Raw genomic sequence first — 17,366 nt, forward strand, 5'->3', positions numbered from 1 at the left:
GCGCAGCTGGTCAATAGAAAGCAGCTTAACCAAGTTTGCCGTGTTCCTCGTGGAACATTTTAAGTATTAGGATTGTTCCAGAGTAATAATCACACGATTGACGTGCGTTACTCCCGCCCATACTGCTCATCCAGCAGCTTGACGGTTTCATGCAGACGCTCGGATGCAAGGTGAGCATAACGCTGCGTGGTGGCAATGTGACTGTGGCCAAGCAGCTTTTGAACTTCGTAGATGCTGACACCCGCATTGATTAGCGTGCTGGCATAGCTGTGGCGCAGATCATGCAGTCGAAGGTCAGGCAAATCCGCTTCTATGCGCACCCGTTTCCACGTTTCCCATATGTTGTGATAGGGTAGGAGTGTTTGAGGATTGGCGAATACTGCCGACACCTGCTTTGCCTGCTTGCCATAATGCCGTTGCTGATAGCTCCGCGCGGATTGAAGAATGGCGACAGCTTTCTGGCTTAGGATCACAGTGCGTGGTTGCCCGTTTTTACTAAGGGGAATACGCCACTCACACCTGTCCATATTGATGCTGCGCCATTCCGCGTTGAGCACTTCGCTTTTTCGAGCGCCAGTATAAAGCAGAAACAGGATGGCGAGGTTGACGGGTGTAGCGCCCCGTTTCCGCAACACGACCTGCAATTTCTGTGCTTCGTCACGTGACAAAAACCGCTCGTGTCGTTTTGTGTCAGGCAAGAGATTTGGCGGTTTGTGCAGGCTGTGATGAATGCGACACAGGCCCCAGTCATCCGCCCGTCGCAACATGCCGCGCAGCACAACCACAGTGGTGTTGACCGAACCGGGCGCATAGCCAAGCTGCTTCATCTCGTTTGTGAGCTGTTTCAAATCGGTTTGACTGATCGAGTGCAGCTGGCGGTGGCCAAATCGCAGATGGAAATTGCTGCGATACATTTGCACGATATTAGCGCTGGCACGCCGATAGGTCTTATACCAAGGCAAATAGTGGTCTTCGTAAAACTGATCCAGTGTGATGCTTTTGGTGGACTTGGCCAGCTCGTCAGCAGACGCCCCAACACTGATTTCGCGCTTGTGTTTCAGGCACAATTGGCGGGCATCCTCTGCCGAAAGCTCTGGAAAACACCCCAACTTGATCACCCGCATTTTGCCGTCAATGCTACTGCGTAGATTGAACGTGGCGGAACGTCTTCGGATTTCCACAAAGAAGCCTTTCACCGCTGTATCGGTCAGCGTAGCACGGCCATTGGTGAGCTGCTTTTGGTGCTGTTTGATCACATGATCTGTCAGTCGCGCTTTCATAATCCGAAGCCTTTTCAGCAGTTTACGGTCATATCGGAATAGTCGCGACTGAAAAAACAGTCACATGAACTCAACGACTTACGCTTAAAACAATAGTCGACATGCGTTTGCGGTGTAGTCAAACGCTGGTCGCAGGTGGCTTTTGCCGCCTTGTGTGGGTGTTAAGTCATTGAAAACACTGAGGCGTGTTCGCCCGGTTCGTTCGAGACATGGCTAAAGACTTTGCGGAACTCAACCGCTTGGAAAACGAGGCTGGTATTCAGGCACCTGAAGCCGGCACGAAAGAACAACTTGTCAACAAATTCGTTAAGGCATGGGAAAACGAAACGGCACGGCGTGCTGTTAAAGGTGGTACTGGCCTTTCCATGGCACTGACACTGGCCGCTTGTGGCGGCTCCAGCGGTGGTGGCTTTGCTTTTGCCCCTACTACGCCAGTAGACACTGTCACACCTGAGGCGTTGACGGTTGACGCATTCGTTGCTCAGGCTTTGGCCGGTACGTTGCCTGCCGCCTACACAATCGATATTTCCACATCGCCAATCAATGTTGGTCCGCTCTCCGCGGCGGAAGCTCTGGCTTTGGATGCTGCGGCCCAGAACGCGGTAAACTTTGACGAATATCTGCAGCAGACAACCGACGGAACGCTTGTTGCTAACGTTGCCATTGAAGATACTGTTGCCGCGTTTGTTGAGGGCGAGGCGGCTCTTGCTGCAGAAGCGGCGACCGCTGGTGGCGCAAACTTCAACTTTACCGTCGTCGACACCGCCGAGAACATTCTTGCTGGTGTCGCCGATATCACAGACGCAGATGGTGCTCTTTCGCCATTGCTGGTCGGTGTGAACGCGATTGATACTGAAATCACCGTCAACGCTGCAGATGCGCAGACTTTGATTGCGCTTGGTGTGAACCCTGCAGAAGGCGTTGTGCCCACAGTAGAAGATACTGCTGCAAGCATCGTCGCTATTGCTGCTGATCTTGTTGACGCAGATGGCGCGCCTCTGGCGGCTGTTTCGGTGACGGGCGAAGCTGTGACCGTATCGGTTGCTGATTTTGGTACACTGACGTCGCTGGGTGCCACATTCGGTGAAACTGCTGTTGTGACGGTTGAAGACACAGCAGAGACCATCATCGCCGCTGCCGCTGATCTTGTCGACGCAGATGGCGCGCCTCTGGCGGCTGTTTCGGTGACGGGCGAAGCTGTGACCGTATCGGTTGCTGATTTTGGTACACTGACGTCGCTGGGTGCCACATTCGGTGAAACTGCTGTTGTGACGGTTGAAGACACAGCAGAGACCATCATCGCCGCTGCCGCTGATCTTGTCGACGCAGACGGTGCGCCGATTGCGCAGATTGCTGTAACGGATGACGCAGTTATCGTTACGGCTCAGGATGCTCTTGTTCTTGATTCCTTGAACGTGGCTTTTGCTGCCGAGGCGGTAGTCACCGTTGAGGACACGGCTGCAGAAATTTTGGCGGTTTCTGATGCTATTGCAGCTGAGATTGCTGATCCGGAAGGCGTAAATGTTACAGTTTCAGTAACTGATGCTGAAGTCACCCTGACTGTTGCGGAGTATGAGACGCTGACCGGGCTTGGTGCAACATTTGCAGATGGCGCTGTTGTAACCGTTGCGGACACCGCTGCGAACATTCAAGGCGCTGCTGACCTTACAGGCGTTACAGTTTCAGTAACTGATGCTGAAGTAACGCTGAACGTCGCTGAGTTCGAAGCACTGGAAGGTACCTTTGCACCTGACGCCGTTGTATCTGTTCAGGATACTGCAGCAAACATCTTGGCCAGTGCGGCGGATTTGTCGGTCGCAGTTGTATCCGTAACTGACGAAGTGGCGCCTGAGCTCACTGTTGCGGAGCTGGGTGAGTTGAATGCTCTGAGCGCAACCTTTGTTGCGGCGCCCAACGTGGTCGACACCCTTGCTATCAGCGAGGTTGAAGGTGCTCTGGTCGCAGATGCCGTCGCAGTGGCTGGTGCCAACGACGTTAGCCTCACTGTCACGTCGCCCACTGCTGCTGCAGATTCGATTGCGCTGGACATCACAGCCACGGGTGCTGGCACGCTGACATTTGACTTTACGCAAGATGCTAACGACACTGTTGTTCTGAGCGCGACCAGCTCGATCACAGGTTTCACCACGCTGGCTGTTGTTGCTGGTACTGTTGATGTGACCGCAGCAACCATCGGTGCAGGCGTCACTCAGATCGACGTTGCTTCGGGCATCGTCCTCACTGCAGAGCAATTCCTCGCACTTGAGAATGGTGTTGTGGGTGGTTCGGCTGAGGCTGATGTGACTGTGATAGTGAGCACTGCAGCAGAAGCGGATGCGGTTATTGCAGCTGCGGCAAATATCACTGGCACTTTCGCGGCCAACGGCATCGTGATCCAGGGTGCTGAAGGCAGCGGTATCACGGCTGCTCAAGCAGACGGGTTTACCGGAGAATTGGAAGCAGCTATTCAAGCTGTTGCCACTGCTGACGGTCTGCCCCTAGCAATTCAGGCTGTTGTCGACGCTGCGGCTGCGCAAGACGCATTTGTCGCAACTGGGCTTGCAAATGATGCAGTCGTGGTTGAGCTGGCAAATCTGCAGCCTGCTCCTGTTCTCCAGGCAGACGCTGGCTTTATCGATGTTGATGCAGCAATTGATCTGGCTGTAATCACCGCAGAAAATGCTATTAATGGTGCATTGCCTCTAGGCGTTACGCCTTTTGATGGTACCAACAGTGCTGCGATTGTTGCGGAGTTTGACGCAGAGATCGGTGGTGCAACAACGGGTTTGACGGGTGCTTTGAATGATGCGCGCGATGCGCTGAGCGCAATCGATCCTGAGTTGGTGACCTTGGCTAACGCCGTGATTGCTGCTCAAGATGTGGCGGACGCTGCGAATACTGCACAGACGGAAGCCGAGGCGGCAACCGACGCTGCCATTGCTGCTGCTGTAGATGGTACCGCCGCAAGCATTACCTTCGCCAATGATACGCTGACGATCGATGGTAACGATGATGGTCAGAATCCGGTTGATTTCGCGGAGCTTGATGTCAACGGCAACCTCGTGTTGAACGCTTCTGTGACGCTGGACGCGCAGGCGGGTACGTATACCGTTGACGGTGTCGAGTTCGCGGTGGCAGATCTGGACGCGGTTGTTACGGCAGCCCAAGCCGAGCTGGACGCGATCGCGGCTGCGACTGACGCGGGCACGTCCCTGACGGATGCTGAAACCGCTTTGAACGACGCGGAATTCCTTGCCATTGCGGAAGCAGAGGGTGAAGCCTACATCGATGCAGAAGCTGCTCTGACGGCAGCGCAAGATGCCAAGGCTGCCTTCGAGGCTGGCGTTGCGAACTATGACGCGCTGGTTTCTCTGCAGGACCAAACCACGACCCTTGTTGATGGTTTGGATGACGCCGTTGCTGGAATTGAGAATGCTCCAGACGCTGATCCTGCAGGTTTCTCGATCGATGTTGTCACGGGTGCTGTCGGGGCCGTCGATATGGAAGACGGTGGTAATGCGAATAGCGAAGACGACCTTTACATCTTCGACGCTGATGACGCTGTCGCCGGTGAACTGACCGTGACTAACTTTGGTGCAGCAGGCACGGATAACATCTACTTCGGTGGTGCGGATTATACGTTCGTTGATCTTGGTAACGATGCTGATATTGCTGCTCCAACTGGTGATGTTGGTGTTCTGGAAATCTTCTTGAGCATCGACAGCCAGTCGGGTGACGCCACTCTGTTCGTGGAAGATATTCCGACTGCGGGGAATGGTACAACCACCGAGGATATGACGGTTGTCACATTGACGGATCCGAAGCTGCAAGGCGCTGAAGTTGGTCTGTCGTTCGATGAGAACACCGGTATCCTGACTGGTGAAGCTGCAGTCATCGCCTAAGCCAACCTAACCATTGACCTCGCCGTACGCGGCGGGGTCTTCCAAAGGCAGTATACCTGTCCCCCATGACAAATCGCACTCATACTGCCCCAGTGACGAGTTTGCTGAACTTTTACGCTCCTTATGAAATCAGCAGCAGAGGTCCTCAGGTTGTCCTGGGGGCCTTTGTATAGTGTAACACCTCGCAAATCGGACCAAGGAGGCCATACGATGATCCCAACCGATGATCTGCCGGAAACCATCACCATTGGCGACCAGGAATACGTGGTCGCGGAGATGAATGAACAGGCCTTGGCACAGCTGCGTGGCATTCAGTTCTGTGATCGCCAAATCCAGCAGCTGAACAATGAGTGGGCCATCGCGGATACAGCACGAATTGGCTATCAACATGCGTTGAAGCTGGAAATGCCTCAACCGCAGGCGCAATCATCCGAGTATGACGATGCCTGAGTATGTGAAATTCGGTGGTAAGACCTACGACTTTTCGCTGCTCAGCGCGGAAGGACGCAGAACCTTCGACATGCTGAAATACACAATCGACCGGCTTCACGAAGCACAGCAGAAAGAAGAGGCCCTGAAGCGAGCGAAGAACGCTTACGTGTCGGATTTAAGGAATGAAATCGTCAAAGGCACATCGGGCATCGATTTAGATGCGCTGCTTGGCGACTGACGGAAAGGACGAACCAATGCCTAAAATCACCGTGGATGGTCTAGAATACAACAGTGAAGACCTCACCGACAACGGCAAGGCGCAGCTTGCCAGCCTGCAGTTTCTGGAACAGCAGATGGCGAAGCTGAAAAGCGAGATCGCCGTGTATCAGACAGCCCGCAACGCATATGCACAGGCGCTGAAGGCCGAACTGGACAAAGCGCAGCAGAGCGAAGATGCCTGACCCTGTCCCGACGACAAGGACCTTGCTCTTTACACGGATTGCTTAGGCATCATGGCAGAAAAAGCAGCAGTTATCGTGGCACTGATCCTGATCTGCAGCATTGGCTTGGTGGTTGCTGAGCCACTGTTCATGCTTGGTGACCCTGTGGAATGGGATGAGATAAACTGATGCGCTGGCTTGGCCAAATCTTGCGATTCCTGCTGCTGTTGTCGTCACGTGTGGTGCTGATCGGTGGCGTGATAGGTGGCGCAGCAGCGGCGTGGGGCTATTACGGGTATCAGCGCATCGGCTGTCATCCCATGTTCTCCTCGGCCAATATCGAGTGCGGAACAGTACAGGTGATGTCGGCCGAACATTCCCTGGCCATGGTACGTGTGCTGGCGCCTTACCAACAGCAGCTCAGAGACAATCAAACCGAGCTGATGTTGTATGGTGGTATCGCTCTCCTCTGGGCTGTTGTGATTGAATTGGGGTTCAGTATCGTTGCCATCATTCGACGACGCAGGTCACAGCGCGAACAGGCTAGAAGCGCCGCTGCCTTGAAAACGCAAGAGAGCAACGTTCCAGTATGAGTGTTGAGAAAGAGCCGGTCCAGGTAGTCGCGTTGTCCGCCACCGCAATCGCGGTGTTCGTGAGCTGCCAGCTCGTAACATCTTATCTGACAACATATGTAGGCTTGCCCGTACAGGTGTTTTCCACGTCCATGCTTGAGCTTAATCTGGTGCACTCGGAAAATCGCGGTGTGAACTTTGGCTTGATGGCCGGTGACGACAGCCGCAACCAATTTATCCTGGCCGGTATCGCCATCGTGGTTGGCGCTGTCATGGCCACGATACTGCTGGGCAAGCGGCGAGTGTCTCACGCCATTGCGGGCGGTATGATCTTCGGCGGTGCGCTGTCCAACGTGATGGATCGACTGACGTTTGGATATGTGTTCGACTATATCAACACTCCGTTTTTGGGTTTGACCAACCCGTTCAGCTACAACATTGCCGACATCTTCATTGTGCTGCCCATCATTTGGTGGGTGTTTAAATCGTGAGGGCACAGAAACGATGATCAGTATCTGACCCCGCGTCACTATACTGGTAAACTGTTTGCCCCAGAAAACCTGGCCTGTTGACCCGTTCGTCAAGAAAACTGCGAAATCCCCGCACAAAGCACGTCTCGGTTGTTGACCGCTACATGACATGCTGAGCGGCATGGTCCGCGCATCGCAGGGCGCCGACAGCGTGTCGTTGACGCTGAACGCAACCCCAAGCGTACTCTGCCCAGTCAATTACCAGTATTTGAGCGCACCGCTGACGGGATGGGTGTAACGGGCACAGTGACGCTGGATCCGATCCAATTGAGATGCGCCTCAAGCTCGTCTCGGAGTTGATCGCTCAGTTTGAGCGTCTTGCGACTTTTCTTGGTAGAGCTGACCACAACAAGGGACCCTTCAGCGATCCGGTCCCGGATAAAGTTTTGCATTGTGAGATTTGTACGCCTGTTCGATCTGACACGATCAACGTAGTCTCCGATGCCGTAATCGGGATCGCCGTCACACGTATAAATCACAAGAAGCAGTTCCCAATACTCGACAGCGTGGGTGAATCTATAAAGAAAGGTCGTGCGCTTCCTGCTCGCCAAACGCTGCAGCTCGCGTCGCGCCATGATTTTTGTGAAACACTTTCCCATATATATTTAATACCAAAATGGGACATGGATACCAAAGTCTACTTTGCATAATAAACCTATAATTTTCATAACAATCATGGACTTGATCGCTGTACGGTGCAATCAGAGCGGGAAGCGCGGTCGATCTATTAGGTACTAAAGTGCAACAGGTGGTGTGATTATAGAGGTGGTCCTGCTTTTTCGACCAGATTGCAGCCCAGTTAAGGTGGATCAAGGTTTCACATCAGGCTGCAATTCTCATGGGTTCCGTTTTGCTTGCATGGACCTCATCCGGGGTCAAGATGCCATGGGTCGAGTGGGGCCGCTCGGCGTTGTAATAGGCCAGCCATCGCCCGATACCCTCCCTGGCTTGTGACCCGGTCTCGAAGGCACGCAGGTAAACGCACTCGTATTTCAGCGACCGCCAAAGGCGCTCTATCATTCGATTGTCGATCCAGCGGCCCTTGCCATCCATCGATATCTTCACCTTGGCCTCCTTCAGTTCATCGATCCAGTCGCTGCTGGTGAACTGCGATCCCTGATCGGTGTTGAAGACCTCTGGCGGGCCATAGGTGGCCAGCGCCTCTTTCAGCGCCGCGACACAGAAGTCTGCCTCTAAGGTATTCGACAGACGCCAGGCCAGAACCTTGCGGCTATACCAATCCATGATGGCGACCAGATACAGGAACCCCCGCTCCATCCGGATATAGGTGATATCGGCGCACCAGACCTGATTGGGTCGGGTGATCGCCAACCCCTTGAGCAGGTAGGGGTAGATCTTGTGCGCCGGGTGTTTCTTGCTGGTGTTGGGCTCCTGGTAGATCGGCACCAACCGCATCAGACGCATCAGGCGCCGCACACGATGACGGCCGCACTTGTGACCCTGCCGCTTCATGTGACGCGCCATCTGGCGAGAGCCATACCACGGGGTCTCCAGGAACTGCTTGTCGATGATCTCCATGAAACGTAAGTTCTCAGCGCTTTCACCCTTGGGACGATAATACAGCGTAGAGCGCGACAATTGCAGCAGCGCACATTGCCGCCGCTGGCTCAGCTCATGATCCTTGCTCACCATTTTTTGCCTCGCGTCCCGAGCAGCTGAACCGAGGCATTGGCTAAAAAATCCCGTTCCACCACCAGCTGCCCGATCTTCGAATGCAGCTTCTCGATCTCAGCCTCGTTAACCTTCCCGGGATCAGCACCCCGCCGGGTGAACGCCGTGGCCATGTTCTCAATCGCCGCCCGCTTCCATGTGCTGATCTGGTTCGGATGCACGCCATACTTCTTCGACAGCTCGGCCAGCGTCATCTCTTCGCGGATCGCTTCAAGCGCGACCTTCGCCTTGAAATCAGGCGTATGCGTCTTTCTCTTTGCCATTTCGGATCGTCTCTTTCGTCATGCGATCCACCTTAACGCTTGGTCCAAGTTTCCGCGACCACCTCTACCCAAAGCGGCCCTTGTTTGAAAGTCAGAAGGGCGGGCATTTCTCAGCCAACACCATGTGCCAGCTGTTCTTGGACATATACCGGGCTGTTGGGCTCAGGGACGCTTCCAGCCATTCGGGGCGCAGGACCTATATCACAAGATTGGCAAACAAGGGTGTGGGTGTCCGGTTGCTGGCCGAATTGGCCGGACACAGCCACATCTCAACCACGCAACGCTATATCGACGTCAATGTGGAACAGCTCAGCGCGGCTGTGGAGCTGTTGTGACTTGTATCACTGCAGGCGCAGCTCTTGCTTGAGCCACTCGACCCAAAACGCCAGAATTGCTGCCCTTCTGAAACTTGTAGACGCAGGACTTCGTAAAGCGTGCTTCAGCTTGCGGAGCCTCTTGCTCCGAGCATCTGGGTTTCATTCTGAAATCAGACGGAATACTTTAATGCGGTTTCATAACACCTATTTGCTATTAATCTCGAAGGAAAGTATCGTCCCGACGCATGATGGGAGATAAGATATTCATGAAAATCGATGGCATCGCTGCTTTGCGGGGACTGTTGCTGGACGCAGAAAAGTCTTTTGGATTAGAGAGCCTTAACCAGCATGAGCGCGATATTTACTATGCCACCGTTCTTTTAAGCAAACAGCACGTCGAACTGTCTGCTGGCAATATTTACTCGCACGAGCTGGTCCGTGATTTACCAAGGACTACCTTCTACCGAGTTTTAAAAGGGCTGGCGCAGAGGAACTTGCTCGTCGCACCTGAAAGAAAAAATGGGGCATATAAAGTGGTTCCGCATTAACATCTGAATGCGAAGATGTACTTGGGGGCTTTCGAAAATATGCAAACCCATATCCTGCGGATTTTGGTGCTCTCAAGTGCTTTTACTTTCAGCTATTTCGTCACCACCCTTCTACCGACAAATTGGGGAGACATCAGCGCAGTACAGTCGGCAAGCCTAATATTTTTGCCGCATGGAATTCGCGTGATTGCTGCATGGCTGTATGGGTGGACATCTGTGCTCTACCTGCTGCCGATACAAGCATACCTGCACTGGGCTCGTGTCGACCTCGTGGGAGCTGACTTGGGTGTGATACTGATGCCAGTATTTGGCTTAATTTGCGTTCCTCTGGTCTTTGAAATTGCATCGAGATTAGGGACCGATATGCGGCTCAGTGCTGGATACATCACCAGCTGGCGGAACGTCGTTGCCGTTGGGGGCGTCGCATCAGTGATTAACGCAGTAGGATCCAATGCCATCACGGGAAACTCTATGCAGACAATGATCTTTTATTTAATCGGCGACATCATGGGGATGCTGGTATTGATCACGGCGACCATGCTATTTTTTCGTATGCTCAGAAAAGCAGGCATATGAAACAAGATTTTATTTTGACTCAGGCCCCCTGCGCTCGCGCCACAACCGTTAGAACTGCTGGATTTTCTCGCAGTTGATGCTGCACACATACTGAGCGTCAAAGAACGGGATCAGATAGCGTTCACTGTAGACGATATGGCCGTGGTATACCTTCTTGTCCGAGCCTGTGTCCAACTGATTGGGTCGTCACATCTCAACCACGCAACGCTATATCGACGTCAATGTCGAACAGCTCAGCGCGGCTGTGGAATTGCTGTGAATTGAGCAATTAAATAAGGTCATCAACCGTGACGGCCAAAGCATCTGCCAGTTTGCGCAGTGTTTTAACAGAACCTGTCTTGCGACCGATTTCAATTTCTCCAACAGTCACGCGGTTTACGTCCGCCTTTTCCGCCAATGCGGCCTGTGTATAGCCACGCAGTTCACGATAAACTCTCAATGCATTTTCACCGTTTAAAAGCCGATTGACAAATTCTGCGGGGATCAGCTCGTCGTCACCACTGTCCAAGGCAGCTATGGCGCTGTCATAGGCTTTGAGATCAGCGAGGTCTTCTGCTGCCGCGCATAGCCGATCGTATTCCTGCTTTGTGATTGTAACCATGTCGTTCATGTTGTTTCCCTTCAGTCATAGACGCTGCTGCGATGCCCAATCTCAAGTACGGCCAAGACGTTACCCTGATTATCCATAATTACTCGCCAGTCGCCTACTCGCAGACGCACCCCCTCACGACCTTTCAGTGCCTTGATATTATTGTTCGGAGCAGCGGGATTGCTTGCGAAAGCTTCGATCTTTGTCCGGATAAGAGATGATGTATTTGCTGGCATTTTGCGCAGGGCACGCAACGCCGATTTCGTATATCTAATCTCTTTCATTGCGCAGCTCTAGGCTACAATAGGCGATGTGTCAAATAAATAGTAGCGTTTAGCTACAGATCTTGCATTGGGCATCACTCCAGCCCATACCCGGCATCCACCAACTTGACGGTTTCATGCAGACGCTCACTGGCCAGATGCGCATAACGCTGCGTGGTGGTAATGTTGGTGTGCCCAAGCAGCTTCTGCACTTCGTAGATGCTGACACCCGCATTGATCAGGGTGCTGGCATAGCTGTGGCGCAGGTCATGCAATCGAACATCAGTCAAATCGGCTTCCGCCCGAACTCGTTTCCAGGTCTCCCAAATATTGTGATAGGGCTGACGGGTTTTGGGATTGGCAAATACAGTGGAGACTGAGCGGGCTTGCTTGCCGAAATGGCGCTGCTGATACGCACGGGCCTGCTCCAGAATGTCAACAGCGCGATCGCTGAGAATGACTGTGCGCGGTCGACCGTTTTTGCTGATGGGTATGCGCCATTCCTGCCGCGCAAAATCCACATGTGCCCAGTCTGCGTTGAGCACCTCGCTTCTGCGAGCACCGGTGTAGAGCAAGAACAAGATGGCAAGATTTACGGGTGTGGCACCGCGGCGCTGCAAAACGGCCTGCAGTCTGTGCGCTTCCTCGCGCGACAGGAACCGCTCATGGCGGGGGTAATCAGGCAGCAGGTTGGGTGGCTTCTGAAGACTGCTGTGGATTTTACAATATCCCCAGTCGTCCGCGCGTCGGAGCATGCCACGCAAGATCACCACGGTTCGGTTGACCGATCCTGGTGCATAACCCAAGTCCTGCATTTCCTTGGTGAGTTTGCGCAGATCATCCTGACAGATCGTGTGCAGATGCCGATGCCCGTGCTGACAACTGCAGCAGTAGCGAACGACGCTTAAACAATAACAGTGCACGCAGAGCTTTTGCGCTTTGCGTGCACTTAACGTTTAAAGGGAGAAGTCTATGACGTTTGAAAAAAAGTACGAGCCACTAACAGTTGCAGAGCTGATATTTGCGGATCCAATTGCGCAGGCAACATGCCAGCGCTACGCCGCTGGCAAAGCCTACAAACCGCTTATGCTGTGGGGACCGCCCGGAACTGCAAAGACCACAACAGCACGGGTGATTATTCGCGAGCGCTATCGTGCCGCGGGACATACTGGCGCCATTGAAGAATTCAACGGCGCTGAGCTGACAGCCAAAGAGATTGCAAATCTCAGCAGTATTCAAATGCTGCAGCGGCTGACCGGGAAAGTGCCCATTATACTCATCAATGAATTTGATGAGATGGACCGTGACACGCAGGCTAAATTCCGGGCGTGGATGGAAAAGCACAAAGGGATTGAGCTGGTGGTCACCACGAACGAGCAACCAGGTGTGCAGGGCGTAAAGCAGAAAATCATGCCTGCGCTGCAAAGCAGGTTTGAGCGTGTAGAACTTGCACCGCCAAGCTTGCAGGATTGTTTGCCACGCGCGCAGGCCATTATGCAGCAAGAAGGCTTTGCGGTTAGCACACACGCATTGCAGATGTTGCTGAGCACATTTAACGGCGACATACGCGATATGCTGCCCAGGTTGGAGGAAGGGGTCGAGCAATTGCGGCAAGGTCTGCAGCTGCACCCGCCTAAGCCTAGCTTGACGGTGGTGCCAACACATACTGACAAATAAACGATCAGGGGCAGGCATCACAGTCTGCCCCTTTTTTTGTGAACAGGCTCCTGACGATCTGATGTTCAACATACTGTTGTTGACACACTATTGTCGAACAACTGTTGTCAGACCACTGTTGTCAGACCACTGTTGTCAGACCACTGTTGTTGAAGAACTGTGGTCGAACAACTGTGGTCAACCACTGTTGTCAGAGCGCTGTGTTTTCATGCAATCCGACCCACCGCAAAGCACCTGCTTTTTCGTCCTCGTTGATAAATACATGTGGAGGACCCCACATGACGATTGCGCGACGCAAACAGGAACGACGAGAACTGAATAGATATTTGCTCAGGGAAGACTGGGACGTGTTTGGCACGCTGAAGTTCGTCAACGGCAGAACCATCGGCAGTGACACCGCCCAAAAACTGCTACGCTCATATTGGAACCGAATAGATCGGGTGTTTTTCGGCCATGCTGCAGCACGACAGAAGATGCGCGTGCCGCGCTGGTGTTTTGCACATACCGGCAGCGACAGCGAAAATTTCCACGTCCACTTCCTGCTGAAATCCCCCATCGCGGACACAGAGCACGCCTGCACCGCGCTCAACGCGATTTGGGCACAGCATCATCAGCAGACAGCACCGTTGGACAAGAACTGGATCATGCCGGTGATCAATCGTGGGCGCACAGTGAACTATGTGACAAAGGAATATTGGCGGTTGGGCAGCGCGACCCTGTTGGATGAGATCAGCTGGGACCACACCGACCACAGGGAATTGGCCCGATACGAGCATGACGCTCAGGCAGAAAGAATTTCTAGGGCAGCCAGCCCGATCTGGCTCAGGCACGCACGACAGGCATTACAGGCTCAACAGGCAGCGTATGACGCAGACGACGGAAACCTCGTAGCGAAGCGTGGCTAGGCCCCTTCGCACTGCAACATACCAGACAACCCAAACGAGATCGTGTCCGAGATGGATTTCTTGGCACATCCTTGTTCATGACCAAATGTTCGAACAGGCGATGGTGAAAACGAACGAGAGTTAAAACGGCATCGATGAAACACCGCCACTGGTTCATAGACGAACAGATGCTCGAATACATACAATGGTTTAGGACTTGAGTGGCACATGCCCAACACACATGTGAGAGCGTCAGCGGTTAGCACCGTGGGACGCTTTTTTTATGAGCGTTGTTTCGGTTGGTTCGCTGGATAGGTTTCTGGCAGACCGCTTGCCTTTCTGATCGCGACCAGTGACGCCTGGAATTATATTCTCCTTATAGATGTATATCAAGGAGATCCTGAACATGAGCGCATTGGCAAAGCTCAACTTCCGATCGGTTACCCGTAGCACTGCACGTGATCCTGTTATCGCGCGTCGTGACAAACTCGTGGCCAATTTACAGGAGCAACAGCGGGTACATTCAGCAGTACTCAAGGGTGAGGACTACCGGGTTGAGCGACACAAATGGATGACCAACGACCAGGGCGAGCGGGTTGCTGTCAAAACCCATCGTCGTGTGCGGCCCTGGTTCTTTGAGCAAGACGGCGGGTGGTATGTGCAGTGCCGTTATGGGGCACGGGTGATGGCCGTTGATGGAAAGAACAATGCTGTGTTCGTGTCGTCGCTCCGAGAGGTGGGACAGGTCCTGGATGTGTTCTTGTCGGCAGTACAGGCCGGTGACTTGGACGCAGCTATTGCCCGGGCCACTGAACGCAGACCCCGCAACAAACCCGGTACAGCTCGGGCAGCACAAAATGGGTGAGTGTATCACTGCTCGTATTCGGGAGCTCAATGACCAGGCCCGGCAGTCATTCACTGGCTGTCGTGTCGTGATCACGCGGGGTATTGCGGCAATGGGTGATGACGCAGTTCAACACATACTGGCCCGGGTCAGAAGTTATGACCAATTCACAGCACACAACGACCCCTATCAGGAGCATGACTTTGGGTCGTTTCTGTGGGGCGAGGTGCAGGTGTTTTGGCGTTGGGACTATTACGATCTGGACTTCTCCATGCACTCGCCTGATCCCGCCGATGACACCGTCACAGCGCGGGTGCTCACGGTGATGCTGGCCGAGGAATACTGAGCGCTGGATGTCAATCTCGCCGACGTACAGCTTTTGAGTTGTGCTGACGCAAGGCCAAGATCATTTCTGCTTGAAGGTCTTTGGTGAACGCGCTGCTGAATGCGCCCATGTGACTATTGGGCTCGATGTAGAAGCTGTTTTCCAGCACATCCACGTTGTGTTCATCCACGATCACCCAAAGTGCATAGTCGCCATCCAGTCCAGCACGTCGCTTTTCTATTTCCGGGACTGCAACAGCACGTATGCCGGTTTGTGGTGGTTGCGTAGTGACTGCGCAGAGGCGAAGTTCAGTTTGCCCACCACCAGTCTGTAGTGCCAATATCACAGCACAGGGACGGGCTTTGCGACCTTCTGTTTCCCCATGAGTTGCCTGCCGCGCCCATAGGTAGGGATAGCGAAGGACATGACCTGCGCGCGGGGCATCAGTCATGCGCGATGCTATGCTCCAGTTGCGCGATCAATTCGTCTGCTTCTTCTGCAGTCAAATCCTCAACATGAACAGAGCGACGTTGATCGGCGCTCATGCTCAGTCGCTCAAACTGTTCCACGCTCAGCAGCACGAAACGTGTTTTGCCGTGGCGTTTTATATTCACGGGTTCCTGGGCGGCAGCGGCGAGCACGTCCCCGGTTTTGTTGGCCAGCTCAGTAGATGAAAAATTTCGCATGTTCCGTCCCTCGTTCGCGAATTACACATATTAGCTAAAATGCCTATCGTCAAGGAACCGCACCATGGGGCTGTATGGGAGTGAATTCCGTGCGGATGTTGATGCTGCATTCAACGATCAAGACCTAATAGAATATGTATTCCATTAGGTTTTTGCGTAACCCATTGAGAACCTTGGAGGTCAGGCCGAGCTGGAATTCGGTCGACGACCCAAAACCTAATAGTTTATACTCGAGCATATGAAAAAATGAGGTTTTTAGGGGATCGCAGCATGCGGCAAGCACAGACACTGAACGAAGCTCAACTGCGTCGGGTGACACAATACTGCCGCAGTCGGCGACATCCAGTACGCGATGAAACCATCGTGCTGTTCAGCTTCTACGCAGGGCTGCGTGCCAAAGAAATCGCTGCGCTGAAACGTGGGGATGTTTTTGACGACCAGGGCGCGGTACGTGACCAGTTCATCCTGTCCGCAGCCCAAAGCAAAGGCGGTCGGACAAGAACTGTATATCTGAACCAGCGGTTGCGCAGGGCATTGGCCGATTATGCCTCCGCCCTCAACTTGAGCGACCCAAAGCGGCCCTTGTTTGAAAGTCAGAAGGGCGGGCATTTCTCAGCCAATACCATGTGCCAGCTGTTCTTGGACATATACCGGGCTGTTGGGCTCAGGGACGCTTCCAGCCATTCGGGGCGCAGGACCTATATCACAAGATTGGCAAACAAGGGTGTGGGTGTCCGGTTGCTGGCCGAATTGGCCGGACACAGCCACATCTCAACCACGCAACGCTATATCGACGTCAATGTGGAACAGCTCAGCGCGGCTGTGGAGCTGTTGTGACTTGTATCACTGCAGGCGCAGCTCTTGCTTGAGCCACTCGACCCAAAACGCCAGAATTGCCGCCCTTCTGAAACTTGTAGACGCAGGACTTCGTAAAGCGTGCTTCAGCTTGCGGAGCCTCTTGCTCCGAGCATCTGGGTTTCATTCTGAAATCAGACGGAATACTTTAATGCGGTTTCATAACACCTATTTGCTATTAATCTCGAAGGAAAGTATCGTCCCGACACATGATGGGAGATAAGATATTCATGAAAATCGATGGCATCGCTGCTTTGCGGGGACTGTTGCTGGACGCAGAAAAGTCTTTTGGATTAGAGAGCCTTAACCAGCATGAGCGCGATATTTACTATGCCACCGTTCTTTTAAGCAAACAGCACGTCGAACTGTCTGCTGGCAATATTTACTCGCACGAGCTGGTCCGTGATTTACCAAGGACTACCTTCTACCGAGTTTTAAAAGGGCTGGCGCAGAGGAACTTGCTCGTCGCACCTGAAAGAAAAAATGGGGCATATAAAGTGGTTCCGCATTAACATCTGAATGCGAAGATGTACTTGGGGGCTTTCGAAAATATGCAAACCCATATCCTGCGGATTTTGGTGCTCTCAAGTGCTTTTACTTTCAGCTATTTCGTCACCACCCTTCTACCGACAAATTGGGGAGACATCAGCGCAGTACAGTCGGCAAGCCTAATATTTTTGCCGCATGGAAT

The 17,366-nt window shown here is 53.3% G+C and carries 21 protein-coding genes and 1 pseudogene; 15 read left to right on the plus strand and 7 right to left on the minus strand.

What is annotated here, in order from left to right; translation table 11 throughout:
* Positions 1-107: 107 nt before the first annotated feature.
* The gene (locus tag RAZWK3B_RS20335) at positions 108-1,280 is read right to left on the minus strand and encodes a tyrosine-type recombinase/integrase (protein WP_007817880.1); all 1,173 of its coding nucleotides are present in this window, start codon (positions 1,278-1,280) and stop codon (positions 108-110) included.
* A gap of 209 nt (positions 1,281-1,489) precedes the next feature.
* Between RAZWK3B_RS20335 and RAZWK3B_RS18530 the strand changes: the two genes are divergently transcribed.
* From RAZWK3B_RS18530 to RAZWK3B_RS18555, 6 genes are all read left to right on the plus strand, one after another.
* Positions 1,490-5,182, plus strand: a complete 3,693-nt coding sequence (locus RAZWK3B_RS18530) for a beta strand repeat-containing protein (RefSeq protein WP_198133308.1) — start codon at positions 1,490-1,492, stop codon at positions 5,180-5,182.
* A gap of 210 nt (positions 5,183-5,392) precedes the next feature.
* The gene (locus RAZWK3B_RS18535; protein WP_007817885.1) at positions 5,393-5,632 is read left to right on the plus strand and encodes a DUF6447 family protein; all 240 of its coding nucleotides are present in this window, start codon (positions 5,393-5,395) and stop codon (positions 5,630-5,632) included.
* The gene (locus RAZWK3B_RS18540; RefSeq protein ID WP_007817887.1) at positions 5,625-5,852 is read left to right on the plus strand and encodes a hypothetical protein; all 228 of its coding nucleotides are present in this window, start codon (positions 5,625-5,627) and stop codon (positions 5,850-5,852) included. The genes RAZWK3B_RS18535 and RAZWK3B_RS18540 overlap by 8 nt, the downstream gene beginning before the upstream one ends.
* 16 nt (positions 5,853-5,868) lie before the next feature.
* Positions 5,869-6,075 carry a DUF6447 family protein gene (locus tag RAZWK3B_RS18545; protein ID WP_007817889.1) on the plus strand — a complete coding sequence of 69 codons (207 nt, stop codon included), beginning with the start codon at positions 5,869-5,871 and terminating at the stop codon, positions 6,073-6,075.
* A 167-nt stretch (positions 6,076-6,242) separates the two neighbouring features.
* Entirely contained in the window at positions 6,243-6,647 is a 405-nt protein-coding gene (locus RAZWK3B_RS18550; protein ID WP_007817892.1) for a hypothetical protein, read from the plus strand.
* A complete protein-coding gene (locus RAZWK3B_RS18555) occupies positions 6,644-7,117 on the plus strand; it encodes a signal peptidase II (RefSeq protein WP_007817894.1) in 474 nt (157 codons plus the stop codon). Before RAZWK3B_RS18550 ends, RAZWK3B_RS18555 begins: the two co-directional genes overlap by 4 nt.
* Positions 7,118-7,978: 861 nt before the next feature.
* Here RAZWK3B_RS18555 and RAZWK3B_RS18565 read toward each other — a convergent pair.
* Positions 7,979-9,111 (minus strand): IS3 family transposase gene (locus tag RAZWK3B_RS18565; RefSeq protein WP_502685140.1). Its coding sequence is split into 2 segments (ribosomal slippage): positions 7,979-8,838 and positions 8,838-9,111, totalling 1,134 coding nucleotides; the frame shifts between segments, so codons are not numbered across the junction.
* Between the two features lie 68 nt (positions 9,112-9,179).
* Here RAZWK3B_RS18565 and RAZWK3B_RS18575 point away from each other — a divergent pair.
* The 3 genes and pseudogenes from RAZWK3B_RS18575 to RAZWK3B_RS18585 all read left to right on the plus strand — a co-directional run.
* A pseudogene (locus tag RAZWK3B_RS18575) lies at positions 9,180-9,446 on the plus strand (tyrosine-type recombinase/integrase); the annotation flags it as partial.
* 248 nt (positions 9,447-9,694) lie between these two features.
* Entirely contained in the window at positions 9,695-9,976 is a 282-nt protein-coding gene (locus RAZWK3B_RS18580) for a hypothetical protein (RefSeq protein ID WP_157132323.1), read from the plus strand.
* A 39-nt stretch (positions 9,977-10,015) separates the two neighbouring features.
* On the plus strand, positions 10,016-10,552 hold the full coding sequence (locus RAZWK3B_RS18585) for a hypothetical protein (protein ID WP_157132324.1): 537 nt from the start codon (positions 10,016-10,018) through the stop codon (positions 10,550-10,552).
* A gap of 268 nt (positions 10,553-10,820) precedes the next feature.
* Here RAZWK3B_RS18585 and RAZWK3B_RS18590 read toward each other — a convergent pair whose 3' ends face one another.
* From RAZWK3B_RS18590 to RAZWK3B_RS20760, 3 genes are all read right to left on the minus strand, one after another.
* Complete coding sequence (locus RAZWK3B_RS18590) at positions 10,821-11,162, minus strand: helix-turn-helix transcriptional regulator (RefSeq protein WP_007817906.1); 342 nt, start codon at positions 11,160-11,162, stop codon at positions 10,821-10,823.
* Positions 11,163-11,173: 11 nt separating this feature from the next.
* Positions 11,174-11,425, minus strand: coding sequence for a type II toxin-antitoxin system RelE family toxin (locus RAZWK3B_RS20755; protein WP_007817907.1), 252 nt, complete (start codon positions 11,423-11,425; stop codon positions 11,174-11,176).
* Positions 11,426-11,499: 74 nt separating this feature from the next.
* On the minus strand, positions 11,500-12,210 hold the full coding sequence (locus RAZWK3B_RS20760; RefSeq protein ID WP_232279568.1) for a tyrosine-type recombinase/integrase: 711 nt from the start codon (positions 12,208-12,210) through the stop codon (positions 11,500-11,502).
* 166 nt (positions 12,211-12,376) lie between these two features.
* Here RAZWK3B_RS20760 and RAZWK3B_RS18605 point away from each other — a divergent pair, with 166 nt between their 5' ends.
* From RAZWK3B_RS18605 to RAZWK3B_RS18620, 4 genes are all read left to right on the plus strand, one after another.
* On the plus strand, positions 12,377-13,081 hold the full coding sequence (locus tag RAZWK3B_RS18605) for an ATP-binding protein (RefSeq protein ID WP_007817913.1): 705 nt from the start codon (positions 12,377-12,379) through the stop codon (positions 13,079-13,081).
* 278 nt (positions 13,082-13,359) lie between these two features.
* Positions 13,360-13,986 (plus strand): hypothetical protein, encoded by a 627-nt coding sequence (locus RAZWK3B_RS18610; protein WP_007817915.1) that lies wholly within the window; start codon positions 13,360-13,362, stop codon positions 13,984-13,986.
* Between the two features lie 385 nt (positions 13,987-14,371).
* Positions 14,372-14,830 (plus strand): hypothetical protein, encoded by a 459-nt coding sequence (locus tag RAZWK3B_RS21500; RefSeq protein WP_007817916.1) that lies wholly within the window; start codon positions 14,372-14,374, stop codon positions 14,828-14,830.
* Positions 14,831-14,897: 67 nt separating this feature from the next.
* The gene (locus RAZWK3B_RS18620; protein ID WP_286131817.1) at positions 14,898-15,155 is read left to right on the plus strand and encodes a DUF3768 domain-containing protein; all 258 of its coding nucleotides are present in this window, start codon (positions 14,898-14,900) and stop codon (positions 15,153-15,155) included.
* Positions 15,156-15,165: 10 nt separating this feature from the next.
* On the opposite strand, the gene RAZWK3B_RS20765 is transcribed toward RAZWK3B_RS18620, so the two are convergent.
* Both RAZWK3B_RS20765 and RAZWK3B_RS20770 read right to left on the minus strand, forming a co-directional pair.
* A complete protein-coding gene (locus tag RAZWK3B_RS20765; RefSeq protein WP_083799265.1) occupies positions 15,166-15,585 on the minus strand; it encodes a hypothetical protein in 420 nt (139 codons plus the stop codon).
* Positions 15,578-15,820: a type II toxin-antitoxin system prevent-host-death family antitoxin gene (locus tag RAZWK3B_RS20770; protein WP_083799266.1), complete on the minus strand. Its 243-nt coding sequence runs from the start codon at positions 15,818-15,820 to the stop codon at positions 15,578-15,580. The genes RAZWK3B_RS20765 and RAZWK3B_RS20770 overlap by 8 nt, the downstream gene beginning before the upstream one ends.
* A 270-nt stretch (positions 15,821-16,090) precedes the next feature.
* Here RAZWK3B_RS20770 and RAZWK3B_RS18635 point away from each other — a divergent pair, with 270 nt between their 5' ends.
* Both RAZWK3B_RS18635 and RAZWK3B_RS18640 read left to right on the plus strand, forming a co-directional pair.
* A complete protein-coding gene (locus RAZWK3B_RS18635; RefSeq protein WP_037296278.1) occupies positions 16,091-16,657 on the plus strand; it encodes a tyrosine-type recombinase/integrase in 567 nt (188 codons plus the stop codon).
* A 248-nt stretch (positions 16,658-16,905) separates the two neighbouring features.
* Positions 16,906-17,187 carry a hypothetical protein gene (locus RAZWK3B_RS18640; RefSeq protein ID WP_157132323.1) on the plus strand — a complete coding sequence of 94 codons (282 nt, stop codon included), beginning with the start codon at positions 16,906-16,908 and terminating at the stop codon, positions 17,185-17,187.
* Positions 17,188-17,366 lie beyond the last annotated feature (179 nt).

Origin of the sequence: Roseobacter sp. AzwK-3b (assembly GCF_000170875.1) — a bacterium.
In the GTDB taxonomy this organism is placed as follows: Bacteria; Pseudomonadota; Alphaproteobacteria; order Rhodobacterales; family Rhodobacteraceae; genus Roseovarius; species Roseovarius litoreus.